This window comes from Halobacillus sp. B29 (assembly GCF_052246755.1).
Lineage (GTDB): Bacteria > Bacillota > Bacilli > Bacillales > Halobacillaceae > Halobacillus > Halobacillus halophilus.
The window spans coordinates 1-24344 of record NZ_JBQQCM010000002.1 but is presented as its reverse complement, the minus strand read 5'-3'; the positions used below and the strand labels follow the sequence as shown (position 1 = coordinate 24344).

Here is a 24344-nt window from a genome sequence, read left to right as displayed (position 1 = left end):
AAACTTTTCCACAAGTATTTAGTTGATTCACTACAAATCTGCAGATTAACTAAGCATTTCTTCCACTTGCTGGTGAGTTAAAAGCACATCTCTCGGTTTACTTCCTTTTTGCTCCGAGATAATTCCGTACTCTTCCATCTGGTCAATTAAACGAGCAGCACGGTTGTATCCTACCTTAAAACGGCGCTGAATAAGTGAAGCACTCGCTCCGTTCTGTTCCATTACAAATTGAACCGCTTCACTAAAGAGAGCATCTGTTTCTTCTTCGTTTGAAATTTGTTTCATTAACTCTTCTTGATGAAACAAATATTGAGGAGGAGCTATTTTTTTCACATAATTGGTAATACGTTCGATTTCCTCATCCGATAAGAAAGCTCCCTGAATTCTTAATGGCTGACCTGAACCATTTTCTACAAACAGCATATCACCTTTTCCTAACAGTTTTTCTGCTCCGCCTGAATCAATAATCGTTCGAGAATCCACTTGGGAAGAGACACTGAATGCAATCCGCGTCGGAATGTTTGCTTTAATGAGCCCTGTAATGACATCTACTGAGGGCCGCTGTGTAGCTAATAGCAGATGAATGCCGCATGCTCTTGCTTTCTGAGCAATTCGGCAGATAGCATCTTCTACATCCTGAGGAGAGACCATCATCAAATCAGCAAGTTCATCGATAACAATGACTAGATATGGAAGCTTCTCCCCTCTACGATTCTGCTTCACCATTTTGTCATTATACCGTTCTACATCCCTAACTCCCTCTTGAACAAATTTCTCATACCGTTCTTCCATCTCTTTTACTGCCCATTTCAGAGCAGATGTCGCAGCTTTTACATCTGTGATTACAGGAGAAACCAAATGCGGCAGGTCATTATAAGGAGCCAGTTCTACCATCTTAGGATCAATCAGTAGAAATTTTACGTCTTCATGATGGGCTTTATATAAAAGACTAATGAGAATAGTATTAATACATACACTTTTCCCGGAACCAGTGGCACCTGCTATTAATCCATGAGGCATCTTTTTTAAATTGGTAACGATTGGAGCACCACCAATATCAAGCCCCAGCCCTACAGACAATGGGGAAGGGTCTTTATGAAAAGCCTCTGATTCAAATATCTGCTGTAATCCTACCATTTGAGACTTAGGATTCGGGACCTCTATACCTACGGCCTGCTTTCCGGGAATAGGTGCTTCAATTCGAATGTCGCGTGCTGCCATGCTTAGTTTGATATCATCCGCTAAATTAGTTATTTTGCTAACCTTAACTCCTGGTTCAGGCTGTACTTCGAACCTGGTTACCGTAGGGCCTTTCATGGCGTTCACTACCTTCGCACGCACGTGAAAATGTCTAAGGGTAGTTTCAAGCAGTTCCATTTGCTGAGCAGTCCAATCCTCATCTTCACCTGTAGGCTTCTTTGTATCTTCCAGCAAATGTAAAGGTGTGTTATATTCCTTACGAGGAGAATCCGGAGTATTCTCCTGATTATTTTCATTTTCACCTTCTATAGTGGGAGTCTGGACACTAACACTCACACTATGATTCTCTCCTGATTCCGTCCTACCTTGTTTCTTTTGATCTCGGGTTCGCTTATCTCTTGGTGTCATGATGACGTTGAATGGAAGACTTTTTTTCTTCTCTCCTCCATTTGGGTTTTCTTTCGGTTCAGACCTTAGTTTCCCCTCATGATTCACCGCTCTATCGTGTGAAACTTCAGATTCTTCCTCAGGCTTTCTTTCTGTCTGCTCTTGCATTTGGGGAGCTTCATTATTCTCGGCTGCTTCTCCAGAGTCTATTAATTGAAAACCAGATGAATACTCATCTGTCGGAGTCTCTTGAGAATTGATTTCGGTTTCTGCTTCCAACTCCTCTAATTCAATAGTTGCAGCTGCTTCTTCAGGTTCGAATTCTTTTTTTTTGGATTCTATTGTATTCCCTTCTGATGCTGACAGGGTTTGCAGGAAAGAAGACTGGCCACTCTCCCCTGATGCTGAATTACGATCCTCTTCCTGTGAAACTTTTTCTTCCTTTTCAACTGATGATTCAATCGTATTTTCTGGCTTTTGCTGAATGTCTTTAGTCTCCGTGACTTTACTTCTGAGTCTTCTTCTCAAATCCTGCCAGGCTTCTTCATCATTTGTAAAAGAATCACCGGGGAACTTGGTTTCTACTGTGTTTTCAATTTTTTCTATGCCGGCAGTCAGTTGACGATTATGATATCCATAAATAGGCGAAGGAACATCTGTAGGTGTAAAAGGAACCGTGGAAGTTTCTGGAAGTTCTTGCTTCTCACTTTGATCCTGCTGCTTTTTCGTCTGTTTATCAGTTGATTCAACTTCTTTATGCTGATCTTGTTTCTCTGTTTGCTTTAAACTCTGGCTCCTTCTGGATCTCTCCGGTCTTCTAGAAGAGTCTGTTTTTTCATGAGAAGTTGAAGACTGGTCAGGAATGACAGGGAACCGAAACTCACCTTGCTTAGGATACCGATAGGTCATTTTTGTTTTAGCATTCATTTCCTGCCGCTCCTGCCTTTTAGGTTGTTGTTGTTCTTTTATCTCTTTTGGGGTTTCTTCTTCATCATCAAACCATTGTTTAAATTTATTTTTTATATCATTCCACATATTTTCTCACTCTCTTTTCCTATATGTAAATCTCTTGTGGTCCCTTTTATTTTAACAGTTTTTGTTTAATGTTTGGTTTACAATCGCTTTAAAAATTAAGAATTCGTAAAAAAAAACAAAGCAGCCGGGCTGCTTTGTCTTTTATACTGGCATTAAACTTCAAAAGGAGCCCCAACTTCATATTCGTCAGAGAGAACGAGAATCCCTTTTTCTTTTGGTGCATCTGGTAAACCTAGTTCTTTAGCAGAACAAATCATTCCACTAGACGGTACACCACGCAATTCTGCGTCATTAATCTTCATTCCGCCTGGCATCGTTGCTCCAACTTTAGCTACTACGACCTTCTGCCCCCGCTCAATATTAGGTGCTCCGCATACGATCTGCAATTGTTCATCAGCTGTATCCACCTGGCAGACTTTAAGTTTATCCGCATTTTCATGAGGTGCTATGCTTTCCACATACCCCACTACAAATTTAGGGCTTAAATCAAAATCCAGTACGTCTTCGAGCTGATTCTGTGTAAACAAATCCTTGATTGGACGAAGCATTTCCTCCGTCAGCATCATTTTTCCCTGACCTGGCATATTAAAATAATTGGATGCATTAAAGATATTATATCCGAGCAATGATCCATCCCTGCTATCCGTAATTTTAACCACGTCCCCATAAGCTTGCTGCTTAAATGTTTGGCGGTTTCCTTCTTTAATAGGAATAATCAATACATCCCCAATACCTTTTTCATTGTAAAATACATCCATGACTTAATCGTCCTTTCGCTCTTTTTTCGGTTGTTTTTGAGCAAGTATAAAAATGGGTTCTAATTGCTTATCCTCATATAGGAAGGACAATGAAGTAATAGGCACGGTGCCTTCAGCGAAAAACTTCATAGCCATTTGAGCCAGAATGTCGTACCCTTCTGAGTTCTGAACATCAGCAAATATAATAACGTCCTGGTGAGGTACACTGATAGCTAGCTCGCCCTTGCACTCAGCCTTAAGCTCCTCCAGTAAAACCTCATTTAAAATCCGGCTTGCGTCATACCCATCTTTAGTAGAATGGAAGTAGAAATCATTTCCGTACACTGTATCCTTTTTCATTTCAACCGGGAGTGAACGGGCATTAAAACTTGCCACTTCCTTCAGTCGTGCTAATGTCCATTCTTCCTTTTCCAGCATACTTTCATCGATTAACTGAAAGGACTTCCCTAAGTCCAACGCATAGTAAACCCTGGTCTCAGCTGTATGTTCTGAATGGACCAGCCTTTTACCATTTTCTGTTTCTGTTGGAAAAGACGCAGCTCTAATCACAGGAAAGATTTGTTGTTCTTTTCCAGAAAGATCATGAGTTTCATTCATAACTTTCAATGCCTCTTGTACGTGATCTTCCAATTCATCAATTGCTTCCTCTCCGCGAGATTCATACTTGGAAATCACATTAGGTAAAGTAATTGTAATCCCTTCACCACTATCACGCCACTCAATGCGAAAAGTGTCTTTATCACGATTATAAGTTGTCTTCCAATCTTGATGGTGAAGACGATCTTCTAATTTCTTCTTCATTTTTACACTCGTCATTTTCATCCTTTTTCCTCCTTAATTGATGGAAGAAATCAATTCCCTTATTTATAGTAGCATACTTTAGCTTACGGATACCTCTTCCTATTATACACATCCTCACTCTCTTGAAAAAGTAAACAAGCTGTGCGGAAAAAGCACAGCTTGTCTATACTACGACGCATTTCGTATAAAATCTTCAATTTCTTCCTGAGATTTTCTCTGTTTTCCTACAAACCTGCCTGTCTCTTCCCCATCCTTAAAAGCGATAAAGCTAGGTATACCAAACACATCATACTCAGAGCATATGTGGATAAATTGATCCCTATCTACATATACAAAAGTCCATTCACTAAATTTATCCTCAATTTCTGGAAGAACCGGTTCAATTACTCGGCAGTCAGGACACCAATTGGCAGAAAACAACAATATCACATCTTCTTCCAATAATGATCGAAGGTGCCCATCGGACTCAAGTTTAATCATATTATTCACCTCCATCATCCCATTAAGTATAATTCTAATCATACTTGATTGTCATATCTCCTGGCTTGATCCATCCTTTTTTTCTAAACCACAATGCAATAACGTAACTAATAGCCGCTGGAGCAAGGATATGTAACCCAAGTATAATACCAGCTATGTGCCAATTAAAGCCCATTGTTTGAAACGTCATGATCTGACCTACTAGTCCGCTCGTTCCCATCCCTGCCCCCGCTGCATTATTTTCAAGTTCCAGCCAAACGGTAGCAAACGGAGCGATTACAGCTCCTGCAATTGTAGGTGGAAGAAGGATAATTGGTTTTTTAACTATATTAGCAACTTGCAGCATAGACGTGCCAATTCCCTGAGCTATAAAACCTCCAAACCCATTATCTTTATAGCTGATTGTAGCAAAACCGATCATCTGGGCAGCACAACCTACCGTAGCAGCACCAGCTGCTACCCCGTCTATTGAAAGCATTAATGCAATAGCCAAACTTGAGATAGGCGCAGTTAAGGCTATACCCATAAGTACCGCAACTACAACCCCCATAATTAAAGGCTGTTGGAGCGTTGCCCAATTAATAACCTCTCCAAAACCAGTCATAAATCCGCCTATAGGCGGTCCGATAACAGCTCCCATTACAAAACCGACCGTAATGGTTGCAAATGGTGTCAGAATAATATCTATTTTTGTTTCTTTGCTTACCATCTTACCAAATTCAGTAGCTATCAGGGCAGCTATATAACTTCCTGCCGGCCCCCCTAACTCAGCTCCGTAGGCTCCGCTAAATAAAGACGCAAAAATTACAAGCGGAGGCGCCTTCAGTCCATAGGCAATTGCAGTCCCTATAGCTCCCCCCCATATTTTACTGTCCATAGCGAATGTTCCCATTTCTATAAATGCGTCCGAAATAATCCCCAGGTTTAGTTGTTCACCCATGGTTTTAATAATTAACCCGATAATTAAAGATGAAAATAGCCCTAGCGCCATATAACTCAGAGCAGTAATCAAATAAGTATGAACGGATATATGAATTCCTTTTCTCTCTAAAAATGCTTTCATGATCGTCCCCCTTTTAGACTCCCAGGATCAATAGTACATTTTTTATATACATGTGTAAATACACAAACAATACATAACCTGCCAACTTACGAACAAAACACTTACGAACTATGGTCCCTCTGAGTGTACAGACAATTATTCCTCTTTCCTTCCTATACACGATGGATTTACGAAAATCAAGTACAGCTCAGCTCAATATATAAAAGAATTGAAGTCTCTCATTAATATGTACAGGTTCCCCCTGCTCATTGCATGTATCAGCTCATCGCACCCTCTTATAATAGTCTCAACACCATCTTGAAAGAAATGGATAGAACTTTCTTACATAATTCCCTTCTGCAGCTTAAGATTAATCAACAAACTTAATTAAACCAACAAGTAATAAATATATTTAAGGGAATTTCAATCAGATGTAGAAACATTGTTTAGAAACGTCATGAAATCACGCCTACCGTCTATTTCATGACGTAAATAGAATCGTCTATCCAGTATAAGACATAAGCGTCCCCAATAATTTTTTAGCTCTTAACGCTCCGATGAATCTGTGGTAGAAGTGAGGCAGAAACGCAACAAATTTTCTAGCACATCAAACTATAGACCACATAAATCTATCCTATAAAAAAGAGTTTATCTTCTTAGCTGGCTTCCACACGTCCATACTATTGGAAATTATATCAAGTGCCTTTGCTAGACAGAAAAATAAGACTATTTCATACTAAAGCTAGACTTAATTACTATAGGAGGTATTTTAGATGGAACTAACTGTTTATTTAGCTGGACAGATTCATGATGATTGGCGTAATGATGTAAAGGCTCAAGCAAAGGAAAAAAAGTTACCACTCCAGTTTGTAGGCCCTCAGGAAAATCATGAACGCTCTGATAATATTGGGGAATCCATCATGGGTGAACAGCCTGATAATCTCTACCGTGATGATGCCGCTTCTAGCATTAATAATTTCAGAACTCAGGTTTTACTCCATAAATCAGATGCTGTAATTGCTCTATTCGGTGAAAGTTACAAACAGTGGAATACGGCAATGGATGCAAGCGCTGCTATTCAGCTTCGTAAGCCCTTAATTCTCGTTCGACCTAAGTCACTGATTCATCCTTTAAAAGAATTATCAAATCAAGCGGATGTCACAGTGGAAACGATTGACCAAGCTCTGGCAGTTTTAAGCTATATTTATGAGTGAAAACTACTCTGATCAAAAAAGTGTGCCGCCCTTTTATGGGTCGGCACACTTTTTAAGACTGTTGATAAAATTCCCATTGACCTTTTAGTAATTTAACGACATGAGAAAACATCTCTTCTCTTTGAATAACCCCATTTGTGAAAATTCCAATCGCACCCTCATTTTTACGTACTTCGTGTTTATTTGCATAAGCATCCATGACTTCGCCAAGCTCTTTTCCTTTTTCCAAACTCTTCTTAATTTCGTCTGGCAAAGCAATTCGAGCTCCGCTGGCCGTAAATACATTTTCTTTAGAATCAACGAGTGCTCCCCAGTTGCAGAGATAAAGATCACCTTCGATCTCCATCACTCCGCCTTCAAGACCAATCCCAAGGTTACTTTTATTAATGGAAGCACATTCCCGAGCCCGGTTAATTGCGCCTTCCAACGTCTCCTCATCTGAAAATGGCTGAGCAGCAACTCTGGATTCAACTTCCATGCCTGTCACATCATGATTTACAAATACTTGTTTAACTGAATCAACTTTAGTAGGGTTTTGCGATCCAACATATATTTTCACCAGTCTATACACCTTTCTTTATACAAATGTCTAACATTATCGTCTATTAAATCACAAAAGCTAAGTTCATTTCTATACATTTTTCCGGATATGATCTACAGCTTGTTGATCCGTGGTTTTTACTAAATGAACGAGCAATTCCTTTGCAGCTGCATAGTCATCTACATGTATGATGGAGGACGAAGTATGGATATAACGGGAGCAAATACCTACAACTGCAGAGGGAATACCATTATTGGCGATGTGAACGCGTCCCGCATCTGTACCTCCCTGTGATACGAAATACTGATAAGGGATACTATGCGTTTCGGCTGTGTCCAGAATAAAATCTCTAATCCCGCGATGGGTAACCATCGATTTATCTACAATTCGAAGTAAAGCTCCCTTACCTAATTGCCCAAACTCTTTTTTGTCTCCGCTCATATCGTTAGCTGGCGAGGCGTCCAGAGCATAAAAAATATCTGGATTTATTTTGTTTGCCGATGCTTGAGCACCTCTTAAACCAACCTCCTCTTGTACGGTGGCCCCAGAGTATAACTTGTTTGGAAGTTTTGTTCCCTGAAGTTCTTTCAGAAGTTCTATGGACAATCCACAACCATAACGATTATCCCAGGCTTTAGCAAGGATTTTCTTTTCATTGGCCATAGGAGTAAAAGGACAGATCGGTACAATAGGCTGTCCGGGTTTGATTCCAATCAGTTTAGCATTATCTCGATCATCTGCTCCAATATCAATCATCATATTTTTGATTTCCATCGGTTTTTTTCTTTGTTCCGGTGTCAAATTATGAGGCGGAATCGAACCGATGACGCCTACAATAGGACCGTTATCTGTAATAACTTGTACACGCTGAGCAAGCATGACCTGGTTCCACCAGCCGCCGAGAGGCTGAAAGCGTAACATTCCATTATCCGTAATTTGTGTCACCATAAATCCAACTTCATCCATATGTCCGGCGACCATTACGGTAGGTCCCTTTTTGGAATCTCGAAGTCCAAATACGCCGCCCAGGCGATCCTGAACGATTTCATCGGAGTATTTTTCAAGCTCAGATTTCATGAACTGACGGACTAAATGTTCGTTCGCCGGTGCCCCCGGTAATTCGGTTAACGTTTTAAAAAGATCTTTCGTTTCCTGATTCATTTATGTACCTCTCCTTTTTGTACGTCTTTCTCTATTTTAACGGAACTTTGAAAACGTTTCTACAAATCCGGCCCTTATGTTTTAATTTCCTTTTATCGGGAAAATCTAGTATAGTGAAAAGTAGAATAAAGTTGTGAGGTGATTGGTGAATGAATTGGAAAAAAGTCGCAATAGCCGCCGGTGTAGGAGCAGTGGCTGGCTACGCAGTAAAACAACAGTTTAGCAGCAACCAGAATGTAACCCCTGAGAAAGCTCTCAAGATTGCAAAAGAAGCCTTTAAAAAGCAAGGACCAATTAGTGGCTCTTGGATCTACATGAAGCCTGAGGAACTTAATAAAAATGGCATTAACTACGATGTATATCGTGGAGGAATTTCTAAGAACCAGGATGGCGAAACATCTCAGTTCGAATTTTACATCGATACTGAAACAGGCACTATTGTAGATGTCGCTGAAACTTCAGCTTAATAAAGAATCTAAAAACCGCCCCGCTTTGTCATTGACAAAGCGGGGCTTTCTATTACTCTCCAGGATAGGAATGCGGTTCTCTTTTCAGTTCATTTAGGACCTTTCCATCTTGATCAAATTGCAGCGCGCAGTAACTCGCATCGTGATAGAATACATACCATGCTTTTCTTTCATAACCATAGGCCATCCACTTTTGTTTCTCATGAACTGAAGTAACTGGGTAGTCATCATAAGCGAGGACCCATAGCACATTCTGATGGGCATGTGTTGGCATTATATCAGCCATATGAATAAAAGTTTCATCACCATCTTCAAATACTATAATGGAATGGCCGTTACTATGGCCGCTTGTATGAATCATACGAAGACCTGGAACAATCTCCACTGAATCCTGATATGTATGAACCAGTTCCTCTACAGGTTTCCAGTTCTCTTCCCAATATGTATTTTTTGATCGTATATTAGGATTCCGCATTTCTTCCCATTCCGTAGAATTCGTAAATATTTTGGCTTCAGGGAAAGCAGGTACAAGATGGTCCTCTTCCCACATGGTTAGTCCACAAGCATGGTCAAAATGCAAATGGGTCATTAGAACATAATCAATATCATGCCGGCTCAGTCCCAATACATTTAAAGACTGTTCAATTTTCGACTCTTCTTTAACTCCATAATTTCGAAGTTCTTTTTCCGTCAGCTTATTATTTCCGATGCCTGAATCAATGATCATTTTTTTTCCATCAATATCTATCAAGATAGGGTCCGTTCGGAGCTCAATTTGGTTCTTTTCGTTGACGGGATATTTTCTGCTCCATAAAGGTTTGGGAACAACCCCAAACATAGCTCCCCCATCCATATGAGTAACTCCACCATCCAGCCAAGTCAATTTGGCTCGTCCAACTTGCATTGTTTTCATGTAAGCATCTCCCCTAACGTAAATATAGCTCTAGTCTACCATATCGACTAGAGCCCTGCTTAAGTAAGGTTAATTAAAACGTGCGCGGCATCTGTAAATTGGCTGCCCTTTGGCTGAAAACTTCTCCTCATATTCTGTGGGAACATTCAAAGGATCCTCATCTGCGTGTAAATCGACCGACACATCTTCCAAGATCATTCCATATTGCGAAAAGCTGACTAATGAATATTCGAACAAGCCCTTATTATCCGTTTTCAATGTAATTTCACCGCCAGGGACAAGAACTTTTTTATATTGGTCAAGAAACGTGTGATAAGTAAGACGACGCTTCTCGTGTCTGTTTTTCGGCCACGGATCAGAAAAGTTTAAATATATATGATCAATTTCATTCTCTCCGAAGAGCTCTCGAAGATCTTGAGCGTCCTCGTTCACTAGTCTTACATTATCTACATCTGCATCTAATACTTTTTTCAGAGCGCCAACTATTACACTTTTCACAAGCTCAATTCCTACAAAATTTATATCACTGTGCTGTTTTCCCATACCTGCTATAAATTGCCCTTTTCCTGAGCCAATTTCCAGGTGTAAAGGCGCCTTCGGGTTCTTAAATAATTCGCTCCATTTACCTAACATTTTAAATGGTTCCTGGACAACTATATGATCATGCTCCCGCATATAATCATCGGCCCAGGGTTTATTCCTTAATCGCATAATTAGATTCCTCCTCTTATCGTTAAAATCGTACCATGAACAAGCTTCCAATTTAAAGTTTTTATTAAATACGGTGAATTTAGACGGATTTGTGCCTAATACCTCTTATGTTTAACCATGGGAGAGATATATAGCTAAAAAGAGTAAGTTCTTCTCCTAACTGATAAAAATCCTTGAAACAGGGGGTTGGGTTGTAAACGCTTTCTCATATACCATTATATTTGTGTGATAATAACGGATATTGGAGTGATAATTAATTTATGAAATTGATGAACCAAGTAATTGATATGACAGTGGTGGCCACTTTCTCTGTAATGTTCGCTGGATACGCACTATTTGTATACCCTTTTGAAAAAATGAACGAGAAAATGAGCACTGAAGTCAAAGAGAAAAAACTAAAATATACACCTACGATTACTGAAGGTTAATATAAACATATAAATAAAAAACAAACCGCTGCTTTAACAGCAACGGTTTGTTTTTTGTTTATCTCATGAATCCCATCATGATTTTTAAATGATTTTATGTTTATCCATAATTTTCTTAAGCTTCTTTGTACGAATAGAAGCTTCGTCGTACTCTCCTCTCATCTGATGCCACTGAATAAAAGCGAGAGCCTGAGATATAGAATACCATATCATCCGCTCGAATAAATGCGTATCAGGATCGATTCCATACTCTTTTAACCAATGATGCCAGTTTTCTTCTGGTATATAGGAGAAGAGCATCATGCCTAAATCAAGAGCAGGATCTGCAACCATCGCATTATCCCAGTCGATCAGATAAAGCTGGTCATAAGAGGAGAGAAGCCAATTATTATGATTCGTATCACAGTGACAAACCACATGGAAGTCATGTATTACATCGTCCACTCTATATTCCAGAAATTGAATGGCCTGATGAATATTGAGTTTAGGTGCAACTTCGTCAAGAACCTGCTGATTCTCTTTTAGGTCCTTCAAAACCTCGTGAGGAGTCAGCGGGGTCTTTCCTAACCGCATCAGCATATCTAGAAGCTCCGTCGAGTGGTGAATTTTGCTTAACAGGGCGGCTACTCGAGGATGTTTCATTTCTTCCGGATTTAACTCGCGCCCTTCCAGCCACTCCTGGGCCGTGATTACATCCCCATTTTCTAACCGCTTGGTCCATACAAGCTTGGGTACAATTCCCTCGGCAGAAAGCACAGCAAGAAACGGAGACGAATTTCTTTTCAGAAATAAACGTTTCCCTTCGGTTTGGGCATAATATGCTTCTCCAGTGGATCCTCCTGCTGGTGTTACCGTCCAATCATTACCAAGTATATGTTCCAACCAATTCACCTTCAATTCCTCAAATCTGCCTTTGATTATACTTCTTTCAGTATATCGTACTTTAGGACCGTTCCAAAGTCTTTAAAATGATCTAAAAAGAGTTACCTTAGATTAGATTAACTCATTGCTCTGCATACTTTCAAGAAATATCTATTTTATCCTACAAAAATCGACCTTTCGGAAGTGCTTTTTTCAATATAACATTCATAACACTCCCCACTCTGTCCATCTACTTGAAAAGGTAAAGGCTCAGATGAAGAAATGTGAACGTCTTGCCCTTCCCACTGATGCACTTCTTTTTGTTGAATGTGCCGTCCTGTAAATACAGTTTTAAAGAATGCTAGTATTTTCCATTTAGACATAGGTTCTATGACGATAATTTGAAAAGTTGGTTTTTCAATACTTGCGTTAGGAGCAATTTTCATTCCTCCTCCGTAATAAGGGTGGTTTGTAATAGTAACCATTGTTGCTTGTTTACATTCGATCTTTCTGCCATCAATTTTTAATTCTATTGAAATAGGATTTAATCTTGGTAAAACTCTCAGCAGAGCCAGTGGATATATAAATGAAGTCATTCGAAAATACTTGGCCCATTTACGAAAAGCAGATTTATTGGCTTCTTCCACTATTAGACCGTCCATGCCAAATCCAATACTATTCATAAAAGAACGCGGTTTCGCTGCCTCCCCATCATTAGATGTGAAGGTGCCTGTACGGATTCTTTGAAACTTTGGGGCATGAACCATCTTGCGAAATAAAGAGACGCCGTCTGTAACCTGTCCTATCCCTCTCGCGAAATCATTTCCAGCTCCAGCCGGGATAAAACCAATAGAAAGATCAGGGTAATGATGCGCACCATTTATTACCTCATGAAGGGTACCATCCCCTCCGATCACAATAAAGTAATTTAGAAAGTCTTGATAAAGAGCACAAAGATCCCCCGTCAATTTTTCGGCTTGACCTGGATAATCAGTAAAATGAGTCTGAAAATTCTTTTTCTGATTCTGATACAAAGGATCCTTTTGAATGGTCCTAAATAACCTCTCTGCCTGTCCATGACCTGCTTTAGGATTAATAATGATTACAAACACATGACATTTCTCCTATTTAAAAAGATAAATTATTTAAAAATATGGTAATATTATATGGTAATATCATCAAAGAGGAGGGGTTTCATGTCGAAAGACTGTCAATTCTGCGGTACAAACTTCCTAATTCCAGAAAGTGGATCTATCGTACTAAATCAGAAAAAATCCATTAAACCGTTGCAGCTTTTTGTAAGTCATGAAGATGAGGAGACCATTATTTATAGGTATAAATCAAAGAAAGAACTTAAAACTTCGTTGGGAGTCTTGCTTTCATCACCAACAACAGCAACTTCCAAAGACTGGCTGCATATTTTAAACTTAGATTCAACCCAGTCTTTGCCAATTTCCATTCAGCACCTTTATGAAAGATTAGATAAACCTGAATTAGGAGAGATTATTCAGCATGGTACCTTCACCTCTCACTTACAGCCAATCGTAGACATGAAAAATGATGAAATCTATGGTTATGAATCTTTGCTCCGCACGGAAGGTGAGAACATAAATCCAGCTGAATTATTTTCCCATGCTCAGCGATCAGGTCTTCAATCCATGCTTGACCAAAAGGCACGCCGGACGGCTGTAAAAGCAAAGTCAGATTTTCTACAAAAGGGCCAGAAAATTTTTATTAACTTTCTCCCCTCCACCATCTATGTTCCTGAATTCTGCCTGCAACATACGTTCCAAATAGTAAAAGAGTTTAACATTGATCCTGCTGATTTAGTATTTGAAGTGGTTGAAACGGAAAAAATCACAAATGTAAAGCACCTAAAATCAATCTTAGATACATACAAAACGTCTGGGATGAAAGTTGCGTTAGACGACGTAGGGGCGGGATACAGTACACTCGAGATGTTAAGTTTGTTAAAGCCTGACTACTTAAAAATCGACCGTTCCTATATCCAAAATTGTTATGAGGACTTGACCAGTCAAGATTTTCTTTTTCAAGTTATGAGGCGTGCTTCAAACCTAGGTATTAAAGTTCTGGCAGAAGGCATTGAAACAAGAAACGAATGGGACTGGTTACGTGAACTTGGCGTTGACTATGGACAGGGGTACTTTATAGGTAAGCCTGCACCTCTTCCTAAGGAAACCATTAACCTTCTTCCTTAGAATCCCCTTCTGTGTCCCATGCAGGACGTTTGAAGGACGTAGTCTGACAATGCTTCAAAAGCGCTTCTGAGGTTTTCAGCTGCTTATGCTTCAGCGGGGAAGTTATATTCCTCTTATTATACATCCACTCTTCGTATCTTTGCTTATCAACATAATCTGTATCGTATGGCTCCTGGAAGGATTGAAAAGTTAAATCAGGAGCTAATACGACCTTCCGTAGAGGAAAGTCTATTCCGTATGTTTTCAAAACACTTTTGACAAACGTTTCTGTTCGTTTTAGTGATAATAGTGGATTAATAACTTTAGAGCTGCCCTCCTTATGTAAAGCATTCCAGCTATGATCAGAAGAAGGCAGGATCTTCTCAGCTCCGGGCAGATGCAAATAGTAAATGATTTCTATTCCAAGAGGACCAATAAGTATGATTTCAGATTCCATGGTTGCGTTGCGTACCTTAACTACGGGATGATACATAATAAAGTAGGTATCTGGAAATCTCTGCAGAAAAAACTTTAGTTTTTCATCTTTCTGATAGGTCCTGTCTAAAAAAGATTTTTCCTGTAGTGTAGTGGATGCCCATTTCAGTTGAAAGGAAATCAGTTGGTCCAAAAAATTCTGCTTTACCTCCTGAATCGTTTCAGGTGGTGCAGTTTCGTTTTCTATACTTCTTTCCTTTTCATGTTTTTCTTTATCTTTGAACCGAAAGAAGAGTCGCTTCAATCCTTGCCGGGGGTTTTCTTCAGGTTCGATTTCTTTTTCATCTTTCTTTTCAAGTCTACCCTGTTCATACGCTTCCTTCGTTTTACTCCATTTTTCTTTTTTCAATTCTATAAATTGTCTGGGATACTGAAAGACATCCATTTCATATCTGGATATATAGTCTTGCAGTTTAATTAATTGAGCCACTTTTTCACCTCTACTTATAAGTCAAATTTCTTGACCACTTCATACTTTGGGTTCTGATCAGGATGAATACGAAAAAGATAAAAATGCTCAACTCTCATTGAATACTCCTCGTCAAAAACACTGGAATATGCCTCTTTTGATAATGGAGAGCACCCTTCAGCGTTCTTCTTAGCCAGCGTGATATGAGGATTAAATTTTCTATTTTCTTTTTTGAATCCAAACTTTTCACCTGTACGATCAATTTGATCTTTCATGATTTGTAGTGACGTTTCATTTTCAACCTCTGCATGAAACACTCGCGGTTTAACCAGTTGCCCGAAATAGCCTGCTGGACCCACCTTTAAGAAAAAAGATTCCGGCCACTCTTGTTTTTTAAGCTCATTTAGATAAGCTTTCATTATTTCATCGGAACATCCTCCTAAAAACTTTATGGTAATGTGTAAGTCCTCAGGATCTGTCCATACCTTATAATCCATTGATTTAGAAAGGATCTCCTGCCACTCTTTCAAGTACTTTTGTATGTGAGTAGAGGCTTTAATTCCAAAAAAATAGTGTGCACTCATCCTATAGGCTCCTTCATCAAATTTGTTGTCCATTTCTTAACCACGGTTACTAATAACATCCCAAGTAATGTCATACCGGAGAAAAACCCGTACATTCCGGCTGCACTCCAAATATCAATCATTACGCCACCTGTAAAGGTGAAAAAGGCATTCCCTAGACCATTTCCAACAGCAGAGTATAAACCAACAGCTGTAGCACGGACCTCTGGAGGGGCCAGTTCTCTAACTAAAATCAAGGCAGCTGGTATATAAAGACCCACGGAGATTCCCTGCACGATCGTTGTTGCGTATACTAGTTCACTTGAAGGCTCAAAAAAGTACAAAAACCAGCGACTGCAAGATACGAACGAGCTAAACAAAATAACATTTAAAACTCCTATACTATCGATGACCTTCTGGGCATATTTCATAAAGGGAGCCTCACTCCCTGCTGCTAGCAGGAAAGCGATGCCCACACCAGATAATGTACCTCCTACTGATAAAATAAACGTTCCAAAATAATAGTTATTTGCCAGTACTGGACCAAATATAAAAAAGTTCGAAATCAGGAACAGCATGAACGGCTTTTGTTTCAACAGAACCTTCAATCCCGCTCGGAACGAAACGGATACTTCTTCAGATCGTCTTGGAAATTGAAATAATGCGAGCAAGGCTAGAATTAACCCGAATGAAAAGAAATAGAAGATCCAATTAAGAGAACCCGTCAAATCAGTCACACGGCCAAGGATAAATACGGATACCGCAAACCCTACGGCACCCCATAAACGTATATTCCCATATTCCTTCCCGTTGGAGTGCACAAAGTTCAAGGACAAACTGTCCGATAACGGTACAATGCCGGATTGAAATAAGGCAATAGAAATGATTCCAATTAGTAAAAAAGGAAAGAGCTGCATAAATGGATAAAATAAACCAAGTACAGCTGCCATTATGGAAGCGATCATTAACAGCCGTTTTGGCCTTCTGGTATAATCACTGATCATCCCCCACACTGGCTGGACAAAAATAGTAACAAGCGGTAAAGCTGCTATAACTATACCTATTTGCGTGTGGTTCAGTCCTTTCTCCTCTTCTAAGAAAACCGATAACAACGGAAAAAGGGAACCGAAGGAGAAGAATGCAAAAAAATAAAAAAGCTGGATAAAGCGATACGTTTTTTCAATTGAAGGCTTTGTCATTAAAATAACCTCTTAAAGATCATCATTTAGCCAGTTCGTAAATAGAGGCTGCATAGATCTCGACAGCTTTCTTCATATCAGCGAGCCTGACATGTTCATCCTTTTGGTGGGCTGTATCTGGACTGTCCGGAAACATTGCTCCAAACGCTACACCGGCATGAAGGGAGCGAGCGTATGTAGCACCGCCGATCGATACAGGTGTGTCATTTTTTCCTACTGCCTCATTATAGACACGCAAAAGAGTTTCCAAAAATGGATGGTTTTTTTCCATGAATAAGGCTTTTAAATGATCGTATACTTCAAGGGTACCACTATTTTCTTCTGCATAACTTTGAAGTGTGGAGATAATTTCCTCCCCTTCAGATGTAACCGGGTATCTGACATTCACCCCAAGAGTTAAGGAACTATCAGGTTGAATGCTGAGAGAACCAAGATTACTAGTAAGTGCACCAGAGTCTTCATCAGACTGTTTAAGAAGCAGACCACTTCCATCAGTCTGATTAAAACCTTCAGTGATTTTTTTAAGCTTATGCTTCCATTCTGAATGAATAGGAACGGTAAGTAAGTAGGTGAGTAACTCGATAATGGCGTTCACGCCTGTTTCCGGCTTACTGGCGTGAGCAGCTTCTCCATAAAATGTAATCGTATAAGTTTCTTCAATTTTATCAACGGAGACACTAACTTTATGCTCCGCCGCGTACTTGTTTACGTGAGTTTCCAAGTCTTCTTTAGAACGTAACACTACTCTGGCTTGATCAGGAACCATATTCAAGCGGTCTCCTCCACTTAGACTGACGAACTCTACGGCAGGAACTTCATGCCCGCTGAAAAAAGGAGTGGGAAAAGTGATATAGCTATCCAATAATCCTTTTTCTGCATGTATAACCGGAAAGGAGGCGTCAGGAGAGAATCCGAAAGTCGGCATTTCCTCCTTTTTAAAATAATAATCTATCCCTTTCCAGTCCCTTTCTTCATCTGTCCCCAGAATAAGTCTGACTCGTTTGTTAGGTTTAAAACCCTTGTCTTTAAGTATTTTCATTGCAATATAAGCCGCCATGACTGGACCTTTGTCATCCTGAGCTCCTCTTGCAAATAAACGGCCATCTCTTATAGTCGGCTCAAAAGGAGGTGTGGTCCAGTCACTCCCAGCAGGCACCACGTCCAGATGACCAAGAATCCCCAATAATTCCTCCCCTTCCCCGAATTCGATATGCGCGGCGTGTCCATCGATATTTTTAGTGAGAAAACCATCTTTCTGAGCTATGTGAAGCATGGTTTCTAACACATCATCGATTGGTTTTCCATATGGATATTCTTCACTATCTTCGTATACACTAGGAATTTTAAGAATTTGAGACACCTTTGTGACAAATTCCTCTTCGTACATACTACTCAATTTATTGAAATCCATTAAGAAGACTCTCCTTTTATAATCTTTGTGTAAACTTCGTCATTGCAAATCGCATATAATTCTGCATTTTCTGGTATAGATTCGTCTAATTTACGATTAATAGACAAGTCCTGTCGGTCAGCAATGAGAGTCGCCCCTTCACCCAGTAATTCTTGAAAAGCGTCTCTGTATATCTTCCAGTGGCTTCTCATAGGGATATGGTATAGATCTTCTCCGACAGATCTTTTTAAAAGCTGACCGTAAATCTCAGAAACCCCTTTTCTGAAAGCTGAGCGGACAGCAAGAGAGGAAATCGTATCGTTTGAAAGGATAAATTCATCGACATGGATATGCTTAAAGTTCTTAATATGTTTTTCATCCATAATTTCCACAATGGTATGGACTTCCTTAGCAATCGACTCAATGGAGGAAGCAATTAATAATGTCTGTCCATCAGCTACCTGCTCATTACTCAATTTATCATTGGCAAATACAAGGACCGCCTTTGCATGTTTAATATTTGCTTTTTCCAATGTGTCCGTATTAGAAGCTTCCCCTTTTACATAGTGGATGTTTTCTTCAAGTAATGGGGCTTCCTTCAGCTGATCAATGATAATCACTTCAGCTCTAGGATTCGTATCTATAATCTCCTTTATGGCAAAATGGGCTTTTTGCGACCAGCCTATAATGATGAAATGTCCGGAATCCTTATACATGATATCACCCTCCAAACGTTTTTTTCTAAATAAAGCCAAAGTGTCAATGATTTTACTGATCACTACTCCGATAAGTCCGATTCCTATCACATATAAGCCAATGGCGATTAAACGCCCACCTACTGTTACAGGAAAGTAATCCCCATATCCAACTGTAGTTACAGTGGTCATCACCCACCAGAATCCATCAAAGATAGTAGGGAATGTTTCATTCTCAACTAGCACAATCAAGACGGAAGATAATATAACAAGCAATGCACTTGATAAGAAAAGCACGGTGTTGTTTATTTTCACCATTTTAAGAAAGAATTTCCTGAGAATCACCATCACGCCGCCTCCTTTTTTTAAGAAGTTGTAAATTTAGTGAATTATCTGTAAAATTAGTGTATTTTTGTAGCACCAGCCTTTTTCACTATAGTAGAATGAAACCATCTTCACTGGCACCACAAATTCCAATGATAACGAATAAGGAGTGGTTTTTTGAATCATCCATCTTCCCGCATGCTCAATCGAATTAAGGCTGTTTATCTTTTTATAAGAGACCAGGGAATTGTGACAACGAACGAGCTCGCTGACGAATTCGGAATTACAGATCGAACCATGCAGAGGGACTTAAGCGTTTTGGAATATAACGGACTTGTATCAAGTCCTAATCGTGGGAAGTGGACCACTACTAAAAAGAAAGTTAAAACTGGATAAATATGTACAAGACCACCCTTTCCTTAAGATCGGGTGGTTTTTTAGTGCTTATTCAAGGTTAGTAATGGAGAATAAATAGTTGAGTTCCTCGTCGCTTAGCTCACGGTATTCACCCAGTTCTAATTCCGGGTCAAGTTCAAGCGTTCCCATTTTGATTCGTTTAAGATAAACCACTTTTTTTCCTACCGCTTCAAACATTCGTTTCACTTGATGAAATTTCCCTTCCGTTATGGTTAATTCAATCTCGGAGCGATTATCCGATACAAGGATGTCGAGCTCAGCGGGTTTAGTTTTATACCCATCATCCAGCGTAACACCCTTAGAAAAGTCTTCTATATCTTTCTCTGTTACCTTTCCTTCAATAATCGCAAAATATGTTTTACCAACATCTTTTTTTGGCGAAGTCAGCCGATGATTTAACTGGCCATCATTCGTGATCAGCAAAAGTCCTTCTGTATCTTTATCAAGCCGGCCGACAGGAAAAGGATTAAATATGGAATCTTCCGGCTGAAGAATATCAATGACGGTAGTCTCGTTCGCGTCTTCAGTAGCTGAGATCAGGTCCCCTGGCTTGTTCATCATAATGTAAATAAACTCACGGTACTCCACTTCTTCTCCCATCACAGTAATTTCGTCTGCTTCTGTATTAATGTGCGTTTTAGGACTCTTCTCCGGCTGTCCATTTACTCGCACGTTACCACCTTTAAGCAGAGACTTTACCTCTTTGCGTGTTCCATAGCCCATGTTGGCTAACAATTTATCGATCCTCATATTAAAATCTCCTTCACCTGCGCTTTAAGAATTTATCTAATACTCTTACTCTTCCACCAAGTACTCGTTCTAATAACGTGGACTTATATGTTAACCACAAATAAATTATACCGCCTGAGCCTATACTTACTATTAGCACCAGTAAAGCGTCCAATCTGCTTTCTGTCGGGTTAAGAAAGAATCCTGCCAGTCCTTTTACAAGGAAGACGGAAATGGCCATTATGGTTGTTAAAATAAGTACAAGTAGTGTACGCTTATATAATTGTCTGTACGAGAACTCTATCGCGGTAAATATCCGCCAAAAGTTCAAAGTCACGGCAGCTACTACTCCGATCCCGGTAGCCAGAATGGCTCCTTTAGGTCCCATTATAGTAATAAGCCATGTGTTAAGTAGTAATTTAAGGAAAATGCCGGTTCCCAGACTGATTACCGCAAAGTTCTGACGGTTAATTCCCTGAAGAACAGATGACGTCACCGTATAAAGAGCCAGGAATAAACCAACAGGAGCGTACCACCTTAACAAGCTCCCTTTAAAAAGAAAATCTTCAAGGTTTTCATCTACTCCATAAAACGTGCCGTAAGCTTCTAATGCTACTACAGACAATCCGACTGCGGCAGGTATAATAAGAATGGCAATGATCTGCAGGGCTTGATTCACCTGGTTATTCAACTGCCTCATGTTTTTATTCGTAAAGGATTGAGTAATAGCTGGCAGCAGGGCTAAAGACAAACCAATTCCGAACGTTACAGGGATCATAACCAGTTTATGACTTAAAAAGTTAATGATTGAAAAAGAATTTTTATATTCCATTCCAGCCGCCGTAATTGCTCTTTCCAGCGTAAACTGGTCAATCAACTGATAAAGCGGTGTAGCAATCCCTACTAAAATAAACGGACCAGCATAGGTAAACAGCTCTTGAAACATTTCTTTATTGGATAAACCATACGTGTATTCCTGTGCGTCTAATTGACGGTCTAAATATGGTTTTCGTTTTCTCCAGTAAATATACAGGACAATACAAGAAGCAATACCTCCAATAAATGCAGCGAAAGTTGCGAACCCTACTGCCCTTGAAATCGGCCCTTGCAGTACTTGAACAATAATAAAAACGGACCCAAGTAAGAATACAATTCTTACAATTTGCTCCACTACTTGTGAAACAGCCGTAGGTGCCATCGATTCATATCCCTGGAAAAATCCCCGTGTAATACTCATAGGCGGGATCACTAACAGAGCGAAACTTACCATCTGGATCACCATGGTCGCGTCACCTAGAATGGGTGAATCAGCTCCAACTGTCCAGGAAGCTACTTGCTCAGCAGCGAAAAATAGGATTAAGAATGCTAATACACCACTGATAGCCATGAGGGTCTGTCCAGCTTTCAGCATCCTTCTGCCGGTTTCATAGTCTTCAAGCGCGTTATATTTAGAAACAAATTTGGACACGGCTACAGGTATCCCCATACTGGATAAGCTTAAAAGAATGCTATAAGGAACATAAGCGTAGGAAAATAAATCCGTTCCTTCCGTGCCTACCATATTTTCAAATGGTACCGTATAAATCATACCCAGGAATTTTGATAAAAAAGTCCCAGCTGTTAATAACATCGTGCCTTTTAAGATTTTCGACATATTTTACTATTCACCTTCAATTTTATTGTAGAATCGACCTCATCTATTTTATCATAGATAAAGGTGAAACAATGAACGATTGGACAAAAAGAAAGGAAGAACCTCATGACTTACCAAGTAACCGTAATCGGGGGAGGCCCCTCAGGTTTAATGGCAGCCATTGCTGCTGCTGAACAAGGCGTAAAAACACTTCTAATTGATAAAGGAAATAAATTAGGTACTAAGCTTGCAATCTCTGGCGGAGGCCGCTGTAATGTTACCAATCGTCTTCCAGAAGAAGAAGTGATCAAACATATTCCGGGAAATGGCAAGTTTTTATATAGTCCCTTTTCAGTATTTAATAACTATGACATCATAGATTTTTTTGAAGGACTGGGTGTTGCTTTAAAAGAAGAGGATCACGGCCGTATGTTTCCTGTAAGTAATAAAGCAAAAGATGTTGTACAGGCTCTATTGGACCGACTGGAGAAGCTGAATGTCGAGGTTCGAAAGAAAACACCGGTAGAGAGTATTCACTATGGCAGCGAAGGACACGAAATTACACTTCAATCCAAAGAAACAGTTATAACGAAAGCTGTTATTATTGCAGTTGGAGGGAAAGCGGTGCCTTACACGGGTAGTACTGGAGACGGTTACGCCTGGGCGAAGGAAGCAGGACATGTCATTACGGAGCTTTTTCCTACTGAGGTTCCTTTACGATCGAACGAAGAATTTATAAAAGATAAAAGTCTTCAAGGTTTATCTTTAAGAGAAGTAGACGTATCTGTTCTTAACCAGAAAGGAAAGCAGATTGTGACCCATCGCATGGATATGCTTTTTACTCATTTCGGACTTTCGGGTCCTGCCATCCTGCGGTGTTCTCAATATGTGGTTAAAGAATTTATGAAAGGTCATAAACCGGTTACAATTGAGATAGACTGTATGCCTGATAAAAAAGAACATTTCCTTTATGAAGAACTTCAGCAGGATTTGAAGGCTCATCCTAAGAAAACATTTAGAAACCTGGTAAAAGGGATCGTTCCCGAACGATTATTAGATTATTTATTAGATTACACGCAAATTGAAGCAGATGAAAAAGCAGCTAATCTTTCTAATCAAAAGTTACAGAAATTCGTGTCCCTTATCAAACATTTTCAAGTCAAAACCCACGATACCCTTCCTATTGAAAAAGCCTTTGTCACAGGTGGAGGAGTATCAATTAAGGAAATTATACCAAATACTATGCAGTCAAAGCTTATGAACGGGCTTTACTTTTGTGGTGAAATTCTAGATATCCACGGTTATACCGGAGGATATAATATTACCTCGGCAATGGTAACCGGTCGAGTAGCAGGGATGCATGCTGCCTGGGAATCGATGGGATGAGGAAGGAAAAACGACACATGTTAAACAGATGAAGACAGTTTCGATCTTCCCTCAAATTGATCCTCATGTCGTTATCCATAAGAAAATCGAGAAGCATTAAGAGCTTCTCGATTTTCTTTTTTTATATTCTTTTTCTCTTCCTAGCTCTCTATTTAAGAGAATCTGCATCTCTTCTCTATCTTCTTTCTCCACTACCGGATCTTCCTTAACCCAATCAAGTGAATATACGATATAATAGCTCCGAATTCTTCTAAAATAGATTGTGGTATTGGGAAATTTATCAAAATAGCCACGTACCATTTTTCTTCCAGAATAGCTCCATCTTGTTAATTTAATAGAAACCCCTCCGAACATACATTCCTATATCATTATAACTATGATGCTATCGAAGAGCAATCCCTTCCCCTATTAGAGTTGGCTCCCTTGTAAGATCTAATTGTCTATTAGGTTTAGTTCAGAAGGAAAAGAAAGGGTATCATTTATATGTGTATGGAATAACCTGTCACCACCATATTTCACCCGTAAAAAAAAGCCTTGAAAATATCCAAGACTTTTCTATTGATGTGGCGGCGTCCTACTCTCACGGGGATCGACCCGACTACCATCGGCGCTGAAGAGCTTAACTTCTGTGTTCGGCATGGGAACAGGTGTGACCTCTTCGCCTTCACCACCACATCATATTCAATTTAAAGTGAACCTTCAAAACCGGATAAGGAATCATTCAACCATCGGACGAGCGAACGTCTCTTCCGACTTCTTTTTTAAAGGATAGATAAGTCATCGATCCATTAGTATCCGTCAGCTCCACGTGTCACCACGCTTCCACCTCGGACCTATCAACCTCATCGTCTCTGAGGGATCTTACTTACTTGGCGTAAGGGGAAATCTCATCTCAAGGGGGGCTTCA

General features: G+C 39.7%; 25 protein-coding genes and 2 rRNA genes. 6 read left to right on the top strand and 21 right to left on the bottom strand.

The annotated features are described in order from the left end of the window. Positions 1-45: 45 nt before the first annotated feature. From ACTWP7_RS02365 to ACTWP7_RS02345, 5 genes are all read right to left on the bottom strand, one after another. On the bottom strand, positions 46-2622 hold the full coding sequence (locus ACTWP7_RS02365; RefSeq protein ID WP_443121885.1) for a DNA translocase FtsK: 2577 nt from the start codon (positions 2620-2622) through the stop codon (positions 46-48). Positions 2623-2774: 152 nt separating this feature from the next. Beyond that, positions 2775-3380 (bottom strand): YtpR family tRNA-binding protein, encoded by a 606-nt coding sequence (ytpR, locus tag ACTWP7_RS02360; protein WP_014644051.1) that lies wholly within the window; start codon positions 3378-3380, stop codon positions 2775-2777. Between the two features lie 3 nt (positions 3381-3383). Beyond that, positions 3384-4202: a DUF1444 domain-containing protein gene (locus ACTWP7_RS02355; RefSeq protein ID WP_014644052.1), complete on the bottom strand. Its 819-nt coding sequence runs from the start codon at positions 4200-4202 to the stop codon at positions 3384-3386. Positions 4203-4349: 147 nt separating this feature from the next. Continuing rightward, the gene (locus ACTWP7_RS02350) at positions 4350-4661 is read right to left on the bottom strand and encodes a thioredoxin family protein (RefSeq protein WP_014644053.1); all 312 of its coding nucleotides are present in this window, start codon (positions 4659-4661) and stop codon (positions 4350-4352) included. Positions 4662-4695: 34 nt separating this feature from the next. Next, positions 4696-5724 (bottom strand): PTS transporter subunit IIC, encoded by a 1029-nt coding sequence (locus tag ACTWP7_RS02345; RefSeq protein ID WP_443121884.1) that lies wholly within the window; start codon positions 5722-5724, stop codon positions 4696-4698. Positions 5725-6476: 752 nt separating this feature from the next. On the opposite strand from ACTWP7_RS02345, the gene ACTWP7_RS02340 reads away from it, so the two are divergent. Beyond that, positions 6477-6917 (top strand): YtoQ family protein, encoded by a 441-nt coding sequence (locus ACTWP7_RS02340; protein ID WP_443121883.1) that lies wholly within the window; start codon positions 6477-6479, stop codon positions 6915-6917. Between the two features lie 52 nt (positions 6918-6969). On the opposite strand, the gene ACTWP7_RS02335 is transcribed toward ACTWP7_RS02340, so the two are convergent. Continuing rightward, complete coding sequence (locus ACTWP7_RS02335; protein ID WP_014644057.1) at positions 6970-7476, bottom strand: DUF84 family protein; 507 nt, start codon at positions 7474-7476, stop codon at positions 6970-6972. Between the two features lie 72 nt (positions 7477-7548). Next, entirely contained in the window at positions 7549-8619 is a 1071-nt protein-coding gene (locus tag ACTWP7_RS02330; protein WP_443121882.1) for a M42 family metallopeptidase, read from the bottom strand. A 149-nt stretch (positions 8620-8768) separates the two neighbouring features. Between ACTWP7_RS02330 and ACTWP7_RS02325 the strand changes: the two genes are divergently transcribed. Continuing rightward, entirely contained in the window at positions 8769-9086 is a 318-nt protein-coding gene (locus ACTWP7_RS02325) for a PepSY domain-containing protein (protein WP_014644059.1), read from the top strand. Between the two features lie 52 nt (positions 9087-9138). Here ACTWP7_RS02325 and ACTWP7_RS02320 read toward each other — a convergent pair whose 3' ends face one another. Both ACTWP7_RS02320 and trmB read right to left on the bottom strand, forming a co-directional pair. Next, a complete protein-coding gene (locus ACTWP7_RS02320) occupies positions 9139-9999 on the bottom strand; it encodes a YtnP family quorum-quenching lactonase (RefSeq protein WP_443121881.1) in 861 nt (286 codons plus the stop codon). A 69-nt stretch (positions 10000-10068) separates the two neighbouring features. Then, positions 10069-10710, bottom strand: coding sequence for a tRNA (guanosine(46)-N7)-methyltransferase TrmB (gene trmB, locus ACTWP7_RS02315; protein WP_443121880.1), 642 nt, complete (start codon positions 10708-10710; stop codon positions 10069-10071). A 260-nt stretch (positions 10711-10970) separates the two neighbouring features. Between trmB and ACTWP7_RS02310 the strand changes: the two genes are divergently transcribed. Continuing rightward, a complete protein-coding gene (locus tag ACTWP7_RS02310; RefSeq protein WP_014644062.1) occupies positions 10971-11138 on the top strand; it encodes a hypothetical protein in 168 nt (55 codons plus the stop codon). An 84-nt stretch (positions 11139-11222) separates the two neighbouring features. Here ACTWP7_RS02310 and ACTWP7_RS02305 read toward each other — a convergent pair whose 3' ends face one another. Next, positions 11223-12020: a phosphotransferase family protein gene (locus tag ACTWP7_RS02305; RefSeq protein WP_014644063.1), complete on the bottom strand. Its 798-nt coding sequence runs from the start codon at positions 12018-12020 to the stop codon at positions 11223-11225. 155 nt (positions 12021-12175) lie between these two features. Then, positions 12176-13111 carry a diacylglycerol/lipid kinase family protein gene (locus ACTWP7_RS02300; protein WP_443121879.1) on the bottom strand — a complete coding sequence of 312 codons (936 nt, stop codon included), beginning with the start codon at positions 13109-13111 and terminating at the stop codon, positions 12176-12178. 84 nt (positions 13112-13195) lie between these two features. Here ACTWP7_RS02300 and ACTWP7_RS02295 point away from each other — a divergent pair, with 84 nt between their 5' ends. After that, complete coding sequence (locus ACTWP7_RS02295; RefSeq protein ID WP_443121878.1) at positions 13196-14218, top strand: EAL domain-containing protein; 1023 nt, start codon at positions 13196-13198, stop codon at positions 14216-14218. On the opposite strand, the gene ACTWP7_RS02290 is transcribed toward ACTWP7_RS02295, so the two are convergent. From ACTWP7_RS02290 to ACTWP7_RS02270, 5 genes are read right to left on the bottom strand one after another with little or no spacing between them, the layout of a single operon-like run. Next, complete coding sequence (locus tag ACTWP7_RS02290; RefSeq protein WP_443121877.1) at positions 14202-15122, bottom strand: NERD domain-containing protein; 921 nt, start codon at positions 15120-15122, stop codon at positions 14202-14204. The genes ACTWP7_RS02295 and ACTWP7_RS02290 overlap by 17 nt on opposite strands. A 14-nt stretch (positions 15123-15136) precedes the next feature. Then, positions 15137-15685, bottom strand: coding sequence for an RNA 2',3'-cyclic phosphodiesterase (thpR, locus tag ACTWP7_RS02285; protein ID WP_443121876.1), 549 nt, complete (start codon positions 15683-15685; stop codon positions 15137-15139). Continuing rightward, positions 15682-16863, bottom strand: coding sequence for an MFS transporter (locus ACTWP7_RS02280; RefSeq protein ID WP_014644068.1), 1182 nt, complete (start codon positions 16861-16863; stop codon positions 15682-15684). The genes thpR and ACTWP7_RS02280 overlap by 4 nt, the downstream gene beginning before the upstream one ends. A 22-nt stretch (positions 16864-16885) precedes the next feature. Then, entirely contained in the window at positions 16886-18274 is a 1389-nt protein-coding gene (pepV, locus tag ACTWP7_RS02275; protein WP_443121875.1) for a dipeptidase PepV, read from the bottom strand. Then, positions 18274-19296, bottom strand: a complete 1023-nt coding sequence (locus tag ACTWP7_RS02270) for a potassium channel family protein (protein WP_443121874.1) — start codon at positions 19294-19296, stop codon at positions 18274-18276. The genes pepV and ACTWP7_RS02270 overlap by 1 nt, the downstream gene beginning before the upstream one ends. Positions 19297-19470: 174 nt before the next feature. Here ACTWP7_RS02270 and ACTWP7_RS02265 point away from each other — a divergent pair, with 174 nt between their 5' ends. Further along, a complete protein-coding gene (locus ACTWP7_RS02265; protein ID WP_412098132.1) occupies positions 19471-19668 on the top strand; it encodes a DeoR family transcriptional regulator in 198 nt (65 codons plus the stop codon). A gap of 48 nt (positions 19669-19716) precedes the next feature. Here ACTWP7_RS02265 and ACTWP7_RS02260 read toward each other — a convergent pair whose 3' ends face one another. Continuing rightward, positions 19717-20439 (bottom strand): pseudouridine synthase, encoded by a 723-nt coding sequence (locus ACTWP7_RS02260; RefSeq protein WP_443121873.1) that lies wholly within the window; start codon positions 20437-20439, stop codon positions 19717-19719. A 13-nt stretch (positions 20440-20452) separates the two neighbouring features. Then, a complete protein-coding gene (locus ACTWP7_RS02255; protein WP_443121872.1) occupies positions 20453-22072 on the bottom strand; it encodes a putative polysaccharide biosynthesis protein in 1620 nt (539 codons plus the stop codon). A 105-nt stretch (positions 22073-22177) separates the two neighbouring features. Here ACTWP7_RS02255 and ACTWP7_RS02250 point away from each other — a divergent pair, with 105 nt between their 5' ends. Beyond that, positions 22178-23437: an NAD(P)/FAD-dependent oxidoreductase gene (locus ACTWP7_RS02250; protein ID WP_443121871.1), complete on the top strand. Its 1260-nt coding sequence runs from the start codon at positions 22178-22180 to the stop codon at positions 23435-23437. A gap of 96 nt (positions 23438-23533) precedes the next feature. On the opposite strand, the gene ACTWP7_RS02245 is transcribed toward ACTWP7_RS02250, so the two are convergent. The 3 genes from ACTWP7_RS02245 to ACTWP7_RS02235 form a co-directional block, all read right to left on the bottom strand. Continuing rightward, entirely contained in the window at positions 23534-23791 is a 258-nt protein-coding gene (locus tag ACTWP7_RS02245; protein ID WP_014644075.1) for a hypothetical protein, read from the bottom strand. A 207-nt stretch (positions 23792-23998) separates the two neighbouring features. Next, a 5S ribosomal RNA gene (gene rrf, locus ACTWP7_RS02240) occupies positions 23999-24112 on the bottom strand. 93 nt (positions 24113-24205) lie between these two features. Next, positions 24206-24344: ribosomal RNA gene (locus ACTWP7_RS02235) — 23S ribosomal RNA — on the bottom strand; the annotation flags it as partial.

What these genes read in the sequence shown, in the direction of transcription:
- ACTWP7_RS02270 (WP_443121874.1), bottom strand. Translation starts at nt 19,296, where the DNA reads ATGGTGATTCTCAGGAAATTCTTTCTTAAAATGGTGAAAATAAACAAC.
- ACTWP7_RS02365 (WP_443121885.1), bottom strand. Translation starts at nt 2,622, where the DNA reads ATGTGGAATGATATAAAAAATAAATTTAAACAATGGTTTGATGATGAA.
- ACTWP7_RS02320 (WP_443121881.1), bottom strand. Translation starts at nt 9,999, where the DNA reads ATGAAAACAATGCAAGTTGGACGAGCCAAATTGACTTGGCTGGATGGT.
- ACTWP7_RS02325 (WP_014644059.1), top strand. Translation starts at nt 8,769, where the DNA reads ATGAATTGGAAAAAAGTCGCAATAGCCGCCGGTGTAGGAGCAGTGGCT.
- ACTWP7_RS02260 (WP_443121873.1), bottom strand. Translation starts at nt 20,439, where the DNA reads ATGAGGATCGATAAATTGTTAGCCAACATGGGCTATGGAACACGCAAA.
- ACTWP7_RS02355 (WP_014644052.1), bottom strand. Translation starts at nt 4,202, where the DNA reads ATGAAAATGACGAGTGTAAAAATGAAGAAGAAATTAGAAGATCGTCTT.
- ACTWP7_RS02350 (WP_014644053.1), bottom strand. Translation starts at nt 4,661, where the DNA reads ATGATTAAACTTGAGTCCGATGGGCACCTTCGATCATTATTGGAAGAA.
- ACTWP7_RS02330 (WP_443121882.1), bottom strand. Translation starts at nt 8,619, where the DNA reads ATGAATCAGGAAACGAAAGATCTTTTTAAAACGTTAACCGAATTACCG.
- trmB (WP_443121880.1), bottom strand. Translation starts at nt 10,710, where the DNA reads ATGCGATTAAGGAATAAACCCTGGGCCGATGATTATATGCGGGAGCAT.
- ACTWP7_RS02280 (WP_014644068.1), bottom strand. Translation starts at nt 16,863, where the DNA reads ATGACAAAGCCTTCAATTGAAAAAACGTATCGCTTTATCCAGCTTTTT.
- ACTWP7_RS02340 (WP_443121883.1), top strand. Translation starts at nt 6,477, where the DNA reads ATGGAACTAACTGTTTATTTAGCTGGACAGATTCATGATGATTGGCGT.
- ACTWP7_RS02345 (WP_443121884.1), bottom strand. Translation starts at nt 5,724, where the DNA reads ATGAAAGCATTTTTAGAGAGAAAAGGAATTCATATATCCGTTCATACT.
- ACTWP7_RS02295 (WP_443121878.1), top strand. Translation starts at nt 13,196, where the DNA reads ATGTCGAAAGACTGTCAATTCTGCGGTACAAACTTCCTAATTCCAGAA.
- pepV (WP_443121875.1), bottom strand. Translation starts at nt 18,274, where the DNA reads ATGGATTTCAATAAATTGAGTAGTATGTACGAAGAGGAATTTGTCACA.
- thpR (WP_443121876.1), bottom strand. Translation starts at nt 15,685, where the DNA reads ATGAGTGCACACTATTTTTTTGGAATTAAAGCCTCTACTCACATACAA.
- ACTWP7_RS02250 (WP_443121871.1), top strand. Translation starts at nt 22,178, where the DNA reads ATGACTTACCAAGTAACCGTAATCGGGGGAGGCCCCTCAGGTTTAATG.
- ytpR (WP_014644051.1), bottom strand. Translation starts at nt 3,380, where the DNA reads ATGGATGTATTTTACAATGAAAAAGGTATTGGGGATGTATTGATTATT.
- ACTWP7_RS02265 (WP_412098132.1), top strand. Translation starts at nt 19,471, where the DNA reads ATGCTCAATCGAATTAAGGCTGTTTATCTTTTTATAAGAGACCAGGGA.
- ACTWP7_RS02255 (WP_443121872.1), bottom strand. Translation starts at nt 22,072, where the DNA reads ATGTCGAAAATCTTAAAAGGCACGATGTTATTAACAGCTGGGACTTTT.
- ACTWP7_RS02245 (WP_014644075.1), bottom strand. Translation starts at nt 23,791, where the DNA reads ATGTTCGGAGGGGTTTCTATTAAATTAACAAGATGGAGCTATTCTGGA.
- ACTWP7_RS02310 (WP_014644062.1), top strand. Translation starts at nt 10,971, where the DNA reads ATGAAATTGATGAACCAAGTAATTGATATGACAGTGGTGGCCACTTTC.